Genomic DNA, 14,650 nt, shown 5'->3' with positions numbered 1-14,650 from the left:
AATTAGGGGTTAGATGTCTTGGGAGAGTGGTGAGAGGATAGAAGTGCTTCGGCCATGAATAGGTCGAAGGGTGTGGTAATCTTGATGTTCTCGCGATTTCCTTCAACCATTGTTACCTCATGTCCGTAGGCTTCTACTACCGATGCGTCGTCGGTGAAACTCTCAGAGTAGGGCTGCTGGTTGGCTGCCTTGAGCAGTTGAATGTCAAAGCATTGTGGGGTTTGCACCAGACAATAGTCGCTGCGGAGCACATTCTTCTGCGTGGGGATATGGCGCAGGGTCTCGACAACAGGTGTCACAGGGATGACGGCCTGCTTGGTTCGTGCTGTCTCGAAGCAATGGCGAATGACCTCGACGTTGACAAACGGACGCACACCATCGTGCACGCCGACGACGCCTTTGGTGTCTGGAACTAGCGAAAGACCGTTTTGAACGGAATGAAAGCGTGTTTCTCCACCATCAGCAAGTTGGTAGTCCAGCGTGAAGTCGTACTGTTTGCAGAGTTCCTTCCAATAGGCCTGTTGTGCCTTGGGAAGCACAAGAATCATCTGCAAATCCTTGGAGTATTCGTGAAAACGCTCCAGAGTTCGCATCAATACAGGTTTTCCGCCAATAGGCAGAAATTGTTTGGGAATGTCGCCTCCCATACGCAAGCCCTTGCCGCCTGCGACGATGATGATATAATCCATTATGCCATCAAGTGTTTGAATCGCATGCCTTCGGCTATCTTGTCGCTGGTCTCCTTGCTGACGAGCTGTGAAAGCAATTCATAGGCGAGGGGGAAGGCTGCGGCCGGACCTTCAGCGGTGGTAATGTTGCCATCAATGGTGACGAGGTCGGCTGTATAATGGGCTTTGGTGAAGAGTTTCTCGAAGCCTGGATAGCAGGTGGCCTTCTTGCCGTCGAGCGCACCTAACTGAGCCAGCACCACTGCAGGAGCGGCGCAGATAGCTGCTATTTTCTTGCCGGCTTGAACCTGGCTGAGCACGGCTTGGCGTACACCTTCGTGTTCATAGAGGTTAGAAGCACCGGGCATGCCGCCTGGCAGAAAGAGTAGGTCGGCATCGCAGAAGTTACATTCGGCCATCACGGCATCAGCCACGATTTGCACGTTGTGGGCTGCCGTAACAGTCTTACTATTGCCCATGATGCTTACTGTTACCACATCAACACCTCCTCGGCGTAATACGTCGATGGGAATCAATGCCTCAACCTCTTCGAAGCCGTTGGCAAGAAAAACATAAACTTTTGCCATAATTTCAAATTTAATTTGTACTTTTGCAGGCAAAGTTACTAAAACTTTACGAATTCAGAAAGAAAAAGCAGAAATATGTCATCGAAGTCACTCACTTTTGCCCTCTTTGGCAATCTCTATCAGCAGGAGAAATCGGCTGCTATCCATCAGGTGCTGGCGTGCCTGAAGGTGCATGGTGCCCGTGTGGTCATTGATGAGGAATATTACCATTTTATCAATGAGATGTGTGATGTGCGTAGTATTCTGAGTTCTTCGAAATGTCGCTTTACGACGTTCTCGGGTAATGACTTCGAAGCAGATTTTGCCATTTCAATGGGTGGAGATGGTACGTTCCTGAAGACTGCATGCAAGGTGGGCGCAAAACATATACCAATCCTTGGCGTGAACATGGGTCGTTTAGGATTTTTGGCAGACATTGCTCCCGCTGATATTGAGGCTTGTCTGCAGGCCTTACATGATGATGACTATGCCGTGGAGAGTAGGGCGGTGATTCAGGTGCAAGCCGATGGTCAACCCTTGACTGACTGCTCGTGTGCATTGAACGATGTGGCCATCCTGAAACGCGACACGGCTTCGATGATTAGTATTCGTGCTAGCATTAACGGTGAATATCTGACTACCTATCAGGCTGATGGATTGGTGGTGTCAACACCTACTGGTTCAACAGCCTATTCTTTGTCGAATGGCGGTCCGGTGGTTGTTCCTGGTACTGGTGTGCTGGTTATGACAGCCGTGGCTCCGCATTCATTGAACATCCGTCCCATCGTCATTCCAGATACTTCAGAGATTACGCTTGACGTGGTGAGTCGTAGTCACTCGTTCTTAGTAGGTATTGACGGTCGTTCGGAGAAATGCGGCGAGGGCACGCGCATCACCTTGCGTCGTGCGCCCTATAACATCCAGGTGGTGAAGCGAAGTGGTACCCGCTATTTCGCTACGCTGCGCGAAAAGTTGATGTGGGGTGCTGACGTGCGCTAATTATATAAGGTGGAATTGTTAAAACTTTGTTAAAGATAGAAGATTCTCATCAAATTATTTGGTGGGATGGATAAAAACGTCTACTTTTGCAGTGTACTATTCAACTGGTACACTATTACAGAATGTTTTTGAGTTATTAAATGAATAATTAAAAGAGTTATGATCAACGTAAACAACATCAGTTTTAAGTATGCCGGACAGAAGCGTCTGGTATTCGATGACTTCAGCATCCAGTTGGAGGAGAATCGCATCTATGGTCTGCTGGGCAAGAATGGCACAGGCAAGAGCACATTGCTCTACCTACTTTCCGGATTGCTACGCCCTGCTAAGGGTACCGTGAGTTGCGATGGTATCGCAACATACAAGCGCCAGGCCGAGATGCTGAGCGACGTGTTCCTGGTGACGGAGGAGTTTGAGATGCCAGCCATCCGCCTCTCAGAGTATGTGAAGCTCTACAAGCCTTTCTACCCCCACTTCTCTGAGGAGATTCTACAGAACTGCTTGGCCGATTTTGAGTTGACTACCGATGTTCATCTGGGAGAGTTGTCAATGGGCCAGCGTAAGAAGGCCTACATTTCTTTCGCGATGGCTACCAACACTAAGTACCTTTTGATGGACGAGCCAACCAATGGTCTCGACATTCCTTCTAAGTCACAGTTCCGTAAGGTGATTGCCCAGCACATGACAGACGATCGCACGGTAATCATCTCTACCCACCAGGTACACGATGTGGAGCAGTTACTCGACCACGTCCTGATTCTCGACCAGCGCAGCGTATTGCTCAATGCCTCGATGCAGGATATCATGGATCAGTACACCTTTGAGTATCGCACAGCCCAGCAGATGGATGATGATATGCTCTATGCCGAGCCAACACTTCAGGGCAATGCCGTCATTGCTAAGCGCAAGGAAGGTGATGTTGAGACGCAGGTGAACCTTGAACTCCTGTTTAATTATAAGACCCAGGCAAATGTTTAACAGAATAAAAGATAGTAAGAAAATGGAGAACTTTAATATAACAAGATTTGGTCAGGCACTGAAGTGTCACGTCCTCGTTTCGCGTAAATCATGGATTCGCCTATATGGCATCTTTACACTCGTGATGTTTATGGCAAACCTGTTTTGGACACGTTTGCAGGGTATTCCTTATGATGAGATGGTTCAATGCTGGCCTTCGGATATATCTATGCATTACGATAGGAATATTGAGCAGAGTGTTGTGTTTGGTTTTATCTTCTTTTGTATCTCAATGCTTTTCGGTGCCAGTGGCATGTTTGCGCAAATGAAGGATACACGTAAGCGTTCCGCTTATTTGTTGTGGCCTGTGACTAATTTGGAGAAATATGTCATCAGTGTGCTCCTTGCTATATTCCTTGTGGCTTTCATTACTTTCGGTGCGTTTGTTACGGCCGATGCTTTGCGTGTACTTGTGGACTGGGCTACTGGACGTATTATTATTTGGGGAATACCGCATCTCTCTGATCCGTTTAGTGGTATGGCAATATCACCTTGGCAGTTGAGTTTCATGGTCTTCACTCTCGTGCTTCATTTCCACTCTGTCTATATGCTGGGCGGTACGCTGTTCCGTCGCCAACAGTTCCTGTTTACCAGTATTGTGATTCTCGTCTTTTCTATCTCGCTAACATTGATATTAAATCAGATTGACTGGAGTGGTGTAACTTTCGAGCCTTTCAAGGGCAACTTCAATATGGAAACTAGTCAGATGGAATATGTTTTTTATCCTTCTTTCTATGTGTGCCTTGGTATTTCCTGGCTTTTTATAGTCTTCCATTATTGGGCTTCTTATAAGCTGTTTACTCGTATGCAGGTGATTAATAATAAATGGTTGAACGTATGATTTTCAATTCAGATAAACCAATATTCTTGCAGATGGTCGATAGGCTGTGTGACGAGATACTGGCCGACAAGTACAAGGACGACGACCGCATCCCATCGGTGCGAGAGTACGCCGTACTGCTGGAGGTGAACACCAACACCGCCGTGAAGGCCTATGATGAACTGGCTCGCGCTAACATTATATATAATAAGAGAGGATTAGGCTACTTTGTCACCAAAGGGGCAAGGCAACAGATTCTGAAAGAGCGCAAGCAGGTGTTCATGAAAGAGCAGTTGCCAGAGCTCTTCCGACAGATGCAGTTGTTGGGCATAACGTTAGAAGATGTTAAAGAAGCGTATGATCTGCAACAAAACGCATAAGGCGTGCGTCTAACGTTTAGCAGAAAAAAAGTAATATGATACACTTAGAAAACGTAAACAAGACTTATTTCGGTGCTCAGCCCCTGCATGTGCTGAAAGGCATCAACCTCGATATCGAGGCTGGTGAGTTCGTGAGCATCATGGGTGCATCGGGTTCTGGTAAGTCCACCCTGCTCAACATTCTGGGCATCCTGGATAACTATGACTCAGGACTCTACACCTTGAATGGTGTGCGTATCTGGGACCTTTCAGAGCGTAAGGCTGCCGAGTATCGTAACCACATGATTGGTTTTATATTCCAGTCGTTCAATCTTATTTCGTTCAAAAATGCAGTGGAAAATGTGGAGTTGCCACTGTTCTATCAAGGGGTGTCGCGCAAAAAGCGACACACCCTTGCTATGGAATATCTGGAACGTCTGGGACTGAAAGAGTGGGCAGGTCATTATCCCAATGAGCTTTCGGGTGGACAGAAACAGCGCGTGGCCATTGCTCGCGCGCTGATTACGAAACCCCAGATGATTCTCGCCGACGAGCCCACGGGTGCACTCGACTCGAAGACATCGGTCGAGGTGATGCAATTGCTCAAGGACCTCAACGCCCAAGAGCACATCACGCAGGTCATTGTGACCCACGACCCCACAGTGGCTCAGCAAACCAATCGCATTATTCGTATCAAGGATGGAGTTATTGAATGAAATATGGCAGACCGCCCGTCGCAATAAATTGCGCACGGCACTTACTGGCTTCGCAGTGGCATGGGGCATTTTTATGCTCATCGTGCTACTGGGAGCTGGTAATGGACTCATCAATGCCAATATGACACAGATGAATCGCTTCCTGAGCAACTCAATGGTGGTCTATGGTGGTGAAACGTCTATGCCCTATCAAGGTATGAAGGAAGGGCGATGGATTAATCTGAAGGAGCGTGATATCGACATTACTGACGAGGAGTTCAAAACGGTTATCAACGAGGTGGGAGCCCAGTACTTCACTTCTGCCATCATCAGCAATGGACAGCAGTATTTGAGTAGTCAGATTGCTGGTGTCTATCCCAACCATGTCAAGATAGATAAGGTGGAGATGATGGAGGGTCGCTTCATCAACAATATCGACATCCAGCAGAAGCGCAAAGTGCTGGTGATCAGTAACAAGCAGGCCAAGGAGTTGAAGACGCATATAGGCCAGTTTGTGAAGGTGGGCAACTTTGCCTTCCAGATTGTAGGCATCTATAAGGAACAAGAGAACGGACGCGCCAGCATGTTTTCGTCCTATTCTGCCATCAAGAGCATCTATGGTGCAAGAACCGATGATGCTGGCCGCATCGAGTTCACTTTCCAAGGCTTGAAAACGGTGGCGGAGAACGATGCCTTTGAGAAGGGGTATCGTCAACGTCTGAACCTGGCACATCAGGTACATCCTGAGGACGAGAGCGCCATCTACCTGTGGAACCGCTATACACAGAATATGCAGATGCAGGATGGTATCAGCATTATTCGTACGGCCCTTTGGATTGTGGGTCTTTTTACACTGCTCTCTGGCATCGTGGGAGTCTCGAATATCATGCTGATCACGGTGAAGGAACGCACTCACGAGTTTGGTATCCGCAAGGCCATTGGCGCCAAGCCCTGGAGCATCCTGAAGTTGATTATTATCGAGAGTGTGATTATCACCACCATCTTTGGCTATATCGGCATGATTCTCGGCATTGCTGCCAATGAATATATGGATGCCACAATAGGTCATACGAAGGTGGATGCAGGTCTGTTTAAGGCTACGATGTTCCTTGATCCCACCGTAGGACTCGATGTGTGTTTCGAGGCAACGATGGTGATGATTATTGCAGGCACCATCGCTGGATTGATTCCTGCGTTGAAAGCATCAAGAATACGCCCCATAGAGGCATTAAGAGCTGAATGATATGAGATTGGATTTAGATACATATAGAGAGATTCTCGACACGCTGACTCGCAACAAGAGTCGCTCGTTCCTCACGGGTTTCGGCGTATTCTGGGGGGTCTTCATGCTGGTGGCGCTCATTGGTGGCGGACAAGGCATAAAGGAACTGCTGAGCAAGAACTTCGAGGGCTTTGCTACCAATAGTGCTATGGTGTGGGCACAACCTACTACGAAGGCATATAAAGGTTTCCGAAAAGGTCGCATGTGGAATATGGAGTATAAGGATGTTGCCCGCCTGAAGGGTCGCATACCTGAGCTCGATGTGGTGAGTCCAGTTTTATTCTCGAATGGTGGTACTGCCTACTTCGGTGACCGTAAGACGACAGTTGGTATCAATGGGGTGGAGGCCGACTATCAGCGGGTGAGTGAGCCCAAGATGCGCTATGGGCGCTATCTCAACGACATGGATGTGGCTCAGCGTCGCAAGGTCTGTGTCATCCAAAAAAAGACCTATAAAGACCTTTTTCCTGGCGGTGGCGACCCTTGTGGCAGTTTCATCCGTGTGGATTCTGTCTATTATCAGATTGTGGGTGTGGATTACGGTACTGCCGAAGGAATCAACTTTGGAGGCGAGTCGGGCACCACGATGTTGCTGCCCATCTCGCTGATGCAGCAGACCTATAACATGGGACAGAGTGTGCACCTTATTGCATTGACTGGCAAGAAAGGGGTCGTGATGTCAACGATAACAGACCGCATTCGTGAAACGATTGCTCGTGCCCATACCGTTGATCCAACAGATGAACAGGGCGTGATGGTATTCAATACCGAGGTGTTGTTCCAAATGGTCGATGCCCTGTTCCGTGGTGTCAACTTCCTCATCTGGTTGGTGGGCCTCGGCACTCTGCTCGCTGGTGCCATCGGCGTTTCAAACATCATGATGGTCACCGTGCGTGAGCGTACTATAGAGATAGGTATCCGTCGTGCCATCGGCGCCACCCCCAAGATGATTCTCTCGCAGATCATCTCCGAGAGTATTGTGCTGACGATGGTGGCCGGTATGAGTGGTATCCTCTTTGGGGTGCTGATCCTACAGATGATGGAACTGGCGAATACGGAGGACGGTATTCTGGCTGCCCATTTCCAAGTGGGCTTCTGGACTGCCATCTCTGCTGCACTCGCTATTGCGGCAATGGGTGTGCTGGCTGGTCTCGCACCTGCTGCACGAGCCATGAGTATTAAGCCGGTGGACGCTATGCGAGACGAGTAAAAAGTTAAAAGAAAAAAGTAAAAAGATATAGATATGAAAAAGTATTTCAAACTGATTATCGCAGCAATTATTGCTTTGATTTTCATCGGAACATTCGTGTTTCTCTGGCAGAAGAGCCAACCAAAAGAGGTGCAGTACTCTGAGTTTACGACGAGTATGGATAGCATCCGTAAAACCACTATTATCACAGGTAAGATAGAGCCTCGCAACGAGGTGAATATCAAACCTCAGATTTCTGGTATCATTGCTGAGCTCTATAAAGAGCCGGGCCAGTATGTGAATGCAGGTGATATCATTGCCAAGGTGAAGGTGATTCCTGATATGGCACAGTTGTCGAGTGCTGAGAGTCGTGTGCGCTTGTCGAATATTAACCTAAAGCAGGTGGAAACCGACTTTTCTCGCACAAAGAACCTGCACGATCAGAAACTGGTGAGCGACGAGGACTTTGAAAAAGCTCGCCAGCAACTGAAGCAGGCACAAGAGGAAAATGCTGCTGCTGTCGATGCCCTTCAGGTGGTGCGCGATGGCGTGTCGAAGTCGAATGCTTCGGCCTCGTCAACGCTGATCCGTTCAACTATCAGCGGTGTCATCCTTGACATTCCTGTCAAGGTGGGTAATTCGGTGATTAACTCGAACACTTTCAACGATGGTACAACTATAGCCATTGTGGCAAATATGCAGGATCTTATCTTCCGTGGCAATATCGATGAGACGGAAGTGGGACAACTCGCCATAGGTGTCCCTATGAAGATCACTATCGGCGCCCTGCAGGACTTACAGTTTGATGCAACACTGGAGTATATATCGCCCAAGGCAACGGAGAGCAATGGTGCCAACCAGTTTGAGATCAAGGCTGCTGTTACGGTACCTTCAGATGGCAAGATCCGTTCTGGCTATAGTGCTAACGCCGAGATTGTGTTGGATGAAGCCAATGATGTGCTCTGCGTGCCTGAGAGTGCCATCGAGTTTAGTGGTGACTCTACCTTCGTATATATTGTTAAAGGTGAGGGTCAGCAGAAGACCTACGAGCGTCAAGCTGTGGTCACTGGCCTTAGCGATGGCGTGAATATCGAAATTAAGAAGGGCCTGAAGAAGGACCAGAAGGTGCGTGGCCCACAGATTATCACTGATGACGATCAAAATGAATAAGTTTATGTCAATCATTATTTTTATCTTAGTTGTGGTAGCAGCATTGTATGCGCAGCCTGTTAATGCGCAACAGCAGTGGTCGTTGAAGCAGTGCTGTGATTATGCCGTAGAGCATAATATCACGATTAAACAGCAGGAGAACCAGTGTCGCCAGCAGGAGATACAACTCTCTAACGCTAAGAACCAGCGTCTGCCAGATCTTAGTGGAAGTGCAGGCCAGAATTTTTCGTTTGGCCGTGGATTGACGGCGGAGAATACCTATACGAATACCAATACTTCGTCAACATCGTTTTCGCTGGGTACGAGTGTCCCCTTGTTCACAGGTTTCCAGATTCCCAATAATATCAAGTTGAACCAACTGAACCTCCAGGCTGCTACGCAGGATCTGGAGAAGGCAAAGAATGATATTCGTACGCAGGTGGCACAAGCTTATGTGCAGATTCTCTATAACTTAGAAATGGCCGATGTGGCTCATCGTCAGATTAGTATTGATAGTGCACAGGTGGCTCGTTTACAGGCACTCCTCAATATCGGTCGAGCAAGTGAGGCAGAACTTGCCCAACAGAAGGCAACGATGGCACAGAGCCTCTTGACGGCTACACAGGCTGATAATAACCTGCAACTGGCCATCCTTGCCATGACACAGTTGCTGGAATTGCCTACCCCGGAGGGCTTCTCTGTTGTTAGACCAGAGGTAGGTTCTGAAGGTGGAAAAACCATTGTCACCCCTGATGAAATCTATGCAGAAGCTTTAACAACAAAACCCGAAGTTCAGGCTCAGCAATTGCGCCTTCGTGCTACGGAGAACAGCATCAAAATAGCACAGTCAGGTTATTATCCGACGTTGAGTTTTAGTGCAGGACTGGGATCTAACTATTACAAGACCTCTGGTTTTAAGGCTGATGGTTTTGCCAAGCAGATGAAGAATAACTTCAGTCAGTACTTGGGATTTAATCTTAGTATCCCCATTTTCAATCGTTTCCAAACTCGCAATAGTGTCCGTTCTGCCAAGATAGAACGTGAGAACCAAACGCTGCAACTCGATAATACAAAGAAGGCACTTTATAAGGAAATTCAGCAGGTATATTATAATACGGTAGCTGCCAGTCAAAAACTTCAAAGTAGTCGTCAGGCCAGTCAGAGCAGTGAGACGGCCTTTCGTTTGACGCAGGCAAAATATGAGCAGGGTAAGGCTACCATAACGGAGTTTAACGAGGCAAAAAATAACTACTTGAAATCGTCGAGTGACTTGACGCAAGCACGTTATGAATATCTCTATCAGCAGGCGTTGATACTTTTTTATCGTGGACAGGAATTGCACTTCTAATAGTTTAGAAACAACCCCTTTGATGATACCCACCATCATTCTTGTAATAGGAATGGTGGTGGCTTCTTTCGTTCATCAAACGGCGTGCGTACTTGCTGTCTTTGTTGCTTGTTTGGTGCTGGTATGGCTTTTGAGCCGTTGGGAGTTCTTGCAGAGTATCGGTGTCTTGTTGTGTGTATTCCTATTTGGTGTACTGATTGGTCAGCCTAATCGTCAGATGGTTGTGAATAACAATGTGGTGGAGGCTGTTGTGTTCTCAGAACCATCAGAAAAGAATAAGACCATCGCTATGGACTTATTGCTGCCAGACGAAGGGCGACAGGTACGCTGTTATCTGTGGAAGGACGAACGTAGTAAGCAGATAGTATTGGGGCATAGCCTGCTGGTAAAAGGCGCAGACAGAGGATTTGTGCGTAGTACAGACTGGCAGTTCGGTGGTCATGGCTTCTCGAAGTTGTCACGTTCGGAACGCCTTAGGATGTGGTTCCTTGAATTGCGTCATCAGCTGCTTAATCGCTACAAGTCGTTACAAGCCGACGATGATCAATATGCGGTCTTGGCTGCTATGACGTTAGGTGATAAGTCGGCATTAAACAAGGAACTGCGTGAGGTCTATTCTGTGACTGGTGCCTCGCATGTGTTGGCATTGAGTGGTTTGCACATGGGCATCATCTTTCTCTTGCTTTATCGCCTAACATTAGGACGCCGTCATTTTTTGTTGTCACAGGTTGTTATCGTTCTGGGTCTATGGGCATTTGCTTTTCTCACAGGTCTCTCGTCGAGTGTAGTACGTTCTGCCACCATGATAAGCGGCTATGTTCTATTTTCTGTAATGGGACGTCAACGAAATCCTATCAATCTTTTGTGTTTTACTGCAATTATCATGCTTTTGGTTAATCCCCAATCCCTCTACGACATCGGATTCCAATTGTCGTTCACAGCAGTACTCTCTATCTTGTTGTGGCTTCCATTGATAGAACGTTTCCTTCCCGAGAATTATTTTGTAACCCGTCGTTTCCAGCATTTCCTTTATAGTACGTTTAGCATGTCGCTGGCGGCACAGTTAGCGGTTGCGCCACTCATAGCCTATTATTTTGGTCGTTTCTCTACCTATTTCCTTTTAACTAACTTTATTGTGATTCCCGCTGCTACGGTGATTCTTTATGGTGTCTTGTTGGTCGTTGTCTTGCCTATGCTTGGTCCTGTGTTATTATGGGTGGTAGGTATATTGAATAAGGCACTTGAGTGGATGTCTCAAATGCCTTATTCGTGTATCGACGGTCTGCATCCGTCGGTTCTTCAAATATGTCTTTTCTATATTGGCGTTATCAGCCTTTATTGGGCTGTTCGCCGACTTGCTCCTGCTACATCACGTGTAGCCAGCGTAGAATGTCGTTAAGATTGGCAACGACCATAAGTAGGATAAGGATACCAAATCCAACGTATTCAGCTCGTATCATGAAGTTCTCAGAAGGCTTTCTGCGTGTAATCATCTCGTAGAGGAGGAACAACACATGACCTCCGTCCAAAGCAGGAATAGGCAGAATGTTCATGAAAGCCAAGATGATGCTGAGGAAGGCTGTCATCAACCAGAACTGATGCCAGTCCCATGCTGAGGGGAACAAACTGCCGATGGCTCCGAAACCTCCCATCTGTTTGACACCGTCTGAAGAGAAGAGATACTTCATGTCGTTGATATAGCTGCACAGTGTATTCCAACCATATTTGATTCCTGCAGGGAAACTCTCCAGGAAACCATATTCAAGTGTAATTGGCTCGTAAATCTGAACGGGTTGAAAACCTAGTTTCAGGTCCTTTGTCAAGGTGGTGTTCACTGTGTCGATGACTTCTCCTCGCTGGTAAACCAATGAAATGCTCAAGGCATTCAAACTGTCGGTTTCGGTCTTCGCGGAGGCCAATACATCATTAATGCGCGACAACTCGTCGGTAAAGCCATAGAATGAATTTACCTGCTTGTTGTTGGCAGCCAGAATCTTGTCGCCTTTCTGCAAGCCAATAGCCTCAGCAGGTGTGCCGGGGATGACACTGTCAATCTCGGCAGGCACCATCGGACGTACGAAGATGGGTACATTTTGGGCCATGTCAATGAGACTGAGGGTCGATGCCTCATAGGTAAAGAACAGGAACGACTTCTCCTCCTGGGGAATGTTGATGGTTACGGGCTTGCCGTTGCGGAGCACGTTGACCTGCTTGGCATTGCAAATCATGCGATACATGTCGGCACCCACGTTCTTGAATTCTTTTTGGTCGGTCGACATCAAAATGTCACCATCCTGAAAACCAATGGCTTTAGCTTGCTCGTTGAACTCCATTCCCTGTTTCATGCTCTGGAGAGGGATGTAGGTCTCGCCCCAGGTGAAAAGCACCATAGAGTAGATAAATAAAGCTAAGAGAAAATTAACGAGCACACCACCTATCATGATAAGTAAACGCTGCCATGTGGGTTTCGTGCGGAACTCCCAAGGATGAGCTTCCTTAGACAGTTTCTGATTAGTCTCATCAATCATGCCGTCAATAGCACAATAGCCACCCAAAGGTAGCCATCCCAGACCATATTCTGTGCCAACATACTCTTTTGACTCGTTTCCGTCCTCGTCTTTCTTCGTAGGCACCACTTCGGGCTTCATCTTAAACAGACGGCGAACCCAAGTGTCGTAGGTGCTTAGGATGTGGAACTTAGGGTTGAAGAAGAGATAGAATCTGGATACACGCACCTTGAATAGTTTGGCGAAGGTGAAGTGACCCAGCTCGTGGAGCAGCACCAGTAAGCTGATGGCCATCAGGAACTGCAATGTTTTAATCAGAAAAACTTCCATGTTTGTATCTTTTTACCTTTTTACTTTTTTACCATTATAAAAGTTCTGTTGCTATGCGACGTGCCTCAGCATCGGTAGCCAAATAATCCTCGTAGGTAGGCTTTTTGATGAAGGTGGCGCGTTGCATTGTTGCTTCGATAATATCGCCCATCTGCAGGAATCCGCAACGATCCTCGAGAAAAGCACGATTCACAATCTCGTTGGCAGCGTTAACGATACAAGGCATGTTGCCTCCTTGGTTCAGAGCCTCGTAGGCCATTGCCAGACAACGGAATTTTTTCAAGTCGGGTTCGAAGAAATCCAGATGCTGTGCAGCAAATAGGTCTAGTCTCTTACCGCTGAGTGGTAGTCTCTTCGGAAACGAGAAGGCATACTGGATAGGCAGGCGCATGTCGGGCACACCGAGTTGAGCCTTCACGCTGCCATCCATAAACTGTACGGCGCTGTGGACAATACTCTGAGGATGAACCAGTACCTGAATCTGTTTCGCCTCTACCCCAAAGAGCCATTTAGCTTCAATCACCTCAAAGCCTTTATTCATCATTGAGGCAGAGTCGATGGTAATCTTGGCCCCCATATCCCATGTGGGATGACGTAGAGCATCGGCCTTGGTTACATGAGCAATCTCCTCCATCGTCTTCAGGCGGAAAGGACCGCCAGAGGCCGTGAGAAGAATCTTGTCGATAGGATTCTCGTCTTCTCCTACTAACGACTGGAAGATAGCAGAATGCTCACTGTCTACAGGTAGAATGCTGGCTCTGTTTTCGAGTGCCAGTTGACAGATAAGCTCACCTGCCACAACCAATGTCTCTTTGTTGGCCAGACAGATGGTTTTATGGGCCTTGATAGCGTGGATGGTTGGCGAGAGTCCTGCAAAACCCACCATGGCGGTGAGTACCATATCGATGGGACCTGCCTCAACAATCTCATCAAGGGCGCGTGCACCAGCATACACCTTTACGTCTGGCATGTCGCTCATCAGTTGTTTCAGTTCGTCATAGCGTGCCTCGTTGGCAATGACGATAGCGGCAGGCTTAAATTTATGTGCTTGTTCTGCCAGCAGTTCCACTTTATTATTGGCCGTTAGGCAATACACCTCGTAAAGGTCGCTATGTTCCTCAATCACTTCGAGGGCCTGTGTGCCAATACTTCCCGTCGACCCGAGAATAGCTATTTGTTTTTTCATAAATCTAGGATGCCCTCAGGTAGGGCTAAAGAAATCGTTTTGTTGTCTTTGTCAATATCTGTAATAAGTTCCTCGTTGGCAGGAATCAGCATGCCGTTTTCCAGTTCAAAGAGGATGTTGAGCGTGCTCTCATCAACGTTAACGATGGTGCCTACTTTCTTTCCGCTATTTGCTTCGATGATGTTAAAGCCTACAAGGAAGGAGTAGGTAAGCACTTCCTCTTCGTCGTCGGCCTCAGAACGTAAAAAGTAAACATCGCAGTTCGTTAACTCGCGGGCACGGTCCTGTGTATCAATATCCTCAAACTTCACAAGTGCCGTGTTGTCCGAGCGGAAACGATATTCTTCCATGAAGAAAGGCACAAGTATTCCATCAACCTCAAGGATGAGGAAGTCGGCATCCACACGGTCGAACACGTCGTCATCAAAAGTGAAGGTCACCTCACCTTTCACGCCATGTGCTTTACCTATGCGCCCTATTTTGTAAACATCTTCTTTCTTAATCATTTTTGCGGGATTCCAGGAATTTTGAGATG

The 14,650-nt window shown here is 47.5% G+C and carries 15 protein-coding genes; 10 read left to right on the top strand and 5 right to left on the bottom strand.

The window, feature by feature from the left end; all coding sequences use genetic code 11:
* Nucleotides 1-2 precede the first annotated feature (2 nt).
* A complete protein-coding gene (locus M1D30_RS10995) occupies nucleotides 3-689 on the bottom strand; it encodes a 2-C-methyl-D-erythritol 4-phosphate cytidylyltransferase (protein WP_248503924.1) in 687 nt (228 codons plus the stop codon).
* Entirely contained in the window at nucleotides 689-1,255 is a 567-nt protein-coding gene (locus tag M1D30_RS10990) for a DJ-1 family glyoxalase III (RefSeq protein ID WP_248503922.1), read from the bottom strand. Before M1D30_RS10990 ends, M1D30_RS10995 begins: the two co-directional genes overlap by 1 nt.
* A 75-nt stretch (nucleotides 1,256-1,330) precedes the next feature.
* Between M1D30_RS10990 and M1D30_RS10985 the strand changes: the two genes are divergently transcribed.
* The 10 genes from M1D30_RS10985 to M1D30_RS10940 all read left to right on the top strand — a co-directional run bounded on the left by M1D30_RS10985 (nucleotide 1,331) and on the right by M1D30_RS10940 (nucleotide 11,491).
* Nucleotides 1,331-2,233, top strand: a complete 903-nt coding sequence (locus M1D30_RS10985) for an NAD kinase (RefSeq protein ID WP_248503920.1) — start codon at nucleotides 1,331-1,333, stop codon at nucleotides 2,231-2,233.
* A 159-nt stretch (nucleotides 2,234-2,392) separates the two neighbouring features.
* Complete coding sequence (locus tag M1D30_RS10980) at nucleotides 2,393-3,211, top strand: ATP-binding cassette domain-containing protein (protein WP_248503918.1); 819 nt, start codon at nucleotides 2,393-2,395, stop codon at nucleotides 3,209-3,211.
* A gap of 22 nt (nucleotides 3,212-3,233) precedes the next feature.
* Complete coding sequence (locus M1D30_RS10975; RefSeq protein ID WP_248503916.1) at nucleotides 3,234-4,091, top strand: hypothetical protein; 858 nt, start codon at nucleotides 3,234-3,236, stop codon at nucleotides 4,089-4,091.
* Nucleotides 4,088-4,450, top strand: a complete 363-nt coding sequence (locus M1D30_RS10970) for a GntR family transcriptional regulator (RefSeq protein WP_248503914.1) — start codon at nucleotides 4,088-4,090, stop codon at nucleotides 4,448-4,450. The genes M1D30_RS10975 and M1D30_RS10970 overlap by 4 nt, the downstream gene beginning before the upstream one ends.
* Nucleotides 4,451-4,485: 35 nt before the next feature.
* Nucleotides 4,486-5,145 (top strand): ABC transporter ATP-binding protein, encoded by a 660-nt coding sequence (locus M1D30_RS10965; RefSeq protein ID WP_248503907.1) that lies wholly within the window; start codon nucleotides 4,486-4,488, stop codon nucleotides 5,143-5,145.
* Nucleotides 5,129-6,367 (top strand): ABC transporter permease, encoded by a 1,239-nt coding sequence (locus M1D30_RS10960; RefSeq protein ID WP_248503906.1) that lies wholly within the window; start codon nucleotides 5,129-5,131, stop codon nucleotides 6,365-6,367. The genes M1D30_RS10965 and M1D30_RS10960 overlap by 17 nt, the downstream gene beginning before the upstream one ends.
* A 1-nt stretch (nucleotide 6,368) precedes the next feature.
* Complete coding sequence (locus tag M1D30_RS10955) at nucleotides 6,369-7,616, top strand: ABC transporter permease (protein WP_248503905.1); 1,248 nt, start codon at nucleotides 6,369-6,371, stop codon at nucleotides 7,614-7,616.
* A gap of 33 nt (nucleotides 7,617-7,649) precedes the next feature.
* The gene (locus M1D30_RS10950; protein ID WP_248503903.1) at nucleotides 7,650-8,765 is read left to right on the top strand and encodes an efflux RND transporter periplasmic adaptor subunit; all 1,116 of its coding nucleotides are present in this window, start codon (nucleotides 7,650-7,652) and stop codon (nucleotides 8,763-8,765) included.
* A gap of 4 nt (nucleotides 8,766-8,769) precedes the next feature.
* Nucleotides 8,770-10,092, top strand: a complete 1,323-nt coding sequence (locus M1D30_RS10945; protein WP_371874087.1) for a TolC family protein — start codon at nucleotides 8,770-8,772, stop codon at nucleotides 10,090-10,092.
* Nucleotides 10,093-10,114: 22 nt separating this feature from the next.
* Complete coding sequence (locus tag M1D30_RS10940) at nucleotides 10,115-11,491, top strand: ComEC/Rec2 family competence protein (RefSeq protein WP_248503901.1); 1,377 nt, start codon at nucleotides 10,115-10,117, stop codon at nucleotides 11,489-11,491.
* Here the strand turns inward: M1D30_RS10940 and rseP are convergent.
* Genes rseP through rimM form a run of 3 tightly spaced genes read right to left on the bottom strand, consistent with a single transcriptional unit; the run spans nucleotide 11,457 to nucleotide 14,621 of the window.
* Nucleotides 11,457-12,929, bottom strand: a complete 1,473-nt coding sequence (gene rseP / locus M1D30_RS10935; RefSeq protein ID WP_248503899.1) for an RIP metalloprotease RseP — start codon at nucleotides 12,927-12,929, stop codon at nucleotides 11,457-11,459. The two genes, M1D30_RS10940 and rseP, sit on opposite strands and share 35 nt — an antisense overlap.
* A 34-nt stretch (nucleotides 12,930-12,963) precedes the next feature.
* A complete protein-coding gene (locus M1D30_RS10930) occupies nucleotides 12,964-14,115 on the bottom strand; it encodes a 1-deoxy-D-xylulose-5-phosphate reductoisomerase (protein ID WP_248503898.1) in 1,152 nt (383 codons plus the stop codon).
* Nucleotides 14,112-14,621 (bottom strand): ribosome maturation factor RimM, encoded by a 510-nt coding sequence (gene rimM, locus M1D30_RS10925; protein WP_248503896.1) that lies wholly within the window; start codon nucleotides 14,619-14,621, stop codon nucleotides 14,112-14,114. Before rimM ends, M1D30_RS10930 begins: the two co-directional genes overlap by 4 nt.
* Nucleotides 14,622-14,650: the final 29 nt, after the last annotated feature.

It is taken from the genome of Prevotella sp. E15-22, assembly GCF_023204875.1.
Lineage (GTDB): Bacteria > Bacteroidota > Bacteroidia > Bacteroidales > Bacteroidaceae > Prevotella.
Note: the sequence above shows the minus strand (reverse complement) of the source record. Positions and strands in the feature narration are given on the sequence as shown.

What these genes read in the sequence shown, in the direction of transcription:
- M1D30_RS10975 (WP_248503916.1), top strand. Translation starts at nt 3,234, where the DNA reads ATGGAGAACTTTAATATAACAAGATTTGGTCAGGCACTGAAGTGTCAC.
- M1D30_RS10950 (WP_248503903.1), top strand. Translation starts at nt 7,650, where the DNA reads ATGAAAAAGTATTTCAAACTGATTATCGCAGCAATTATTGCTTTGATT.
- M1D30_RS10960 (WP_248503906.1), top strand. Translation starts at nt 5,129, where the DNA reads ATGGAGTTATTGAATGAAATATGGCAGACCGCCCGTCGCAATAAATTG.
- M1D30_RS10980 (WP_248503918.1), top strand. Translation starts at nt 2,393, where the DNA reads ATGATCAACGTAAACAACATCAGTTTTAAGTATGCCGGACAGAAGCGT.
- M1D30_RS10955 (WP_248503905.1), top strand. Translation starts at nt 6,369, where the DNA reads ATGAGATTGGATTTAGATACATATAGAGAGATTCTCGACACGCTGACT.
- M1D30_RS10965 (WP_248503907.1), top strand. Translation starts at nt 4,486, where the DNA reads ATGATACACTTAGAAAACGTAAACAAGACTTATTTCGGTGCTCAGCCC.
- rimM (WP_248503896.1), bottom strand. Translation starts at nt 14,621, where the DNA reads ATGATTAAGAAAGAAGATGTTTACAAAATAGGGCGCATAGGTAAAGCA.
- M1D30_RS10995 (WP_248503924.1), bottom strand. Translation starts at nt 689, where the DNA reads ATGGATTATATCATCATCGTCGCAGGCGGCAAGGGCTTGCGTATGGGA.
- M1D30_RS10990 (WP_248503922.1), bottom strand. Translation starts at nt 1,255, where the DNA reads ATGGCAAAAGTTTATGTTTTTCTTGCCAACGGCTTCGAAGAGGTTGAG.
- rseP (WP_248503899.1), bottom strand. Translation starts at nt 12,929, where the DNA reads ATGGAAGTTTTTCTGATTAAAACATTGCAGTTCCTGATGGCCATCAGC.
- M1D30_RS10930 (WP_248503898.1), bottom strand. Translation starts at nt 14,115, where the DNA reads ATGAAAAAACAAATAGCTATTCTCGGGTCGACGGGAAGTATTGGCACA.
- M1D30_RS10945 (WP_371874087.1), top strand. Translation starts at nt 8,770, where the DNA reads ATGTCAATCATTATTTTTATCTTAGTTGTGGTAGCAGCATTGTATGCG.
- M1D30_RS10970 (WP_248503914.1), top strand. Translation starts at nt 4,088, where the DNA reads ATGATTTTCAATTCAGATAAACCAATATTCTTGCAGATGGTCGATAGG.
- M1D30_RS10985 (WP_248503920.1), top strand. Translation starts at nt 1,331, where the DNA reads ATGTCATCGAAGTCACTCACTTTTGCCCTCTTTGGCAATCTCTATCAG.
- M1D30_RS10940 (WP_248503901.1), top strand. Translation starts at nt 10,115, where the DNA reads ATGATACCCACCATCATTCTTGTAATAGGAATGGTGGTGGCTTCTTTC.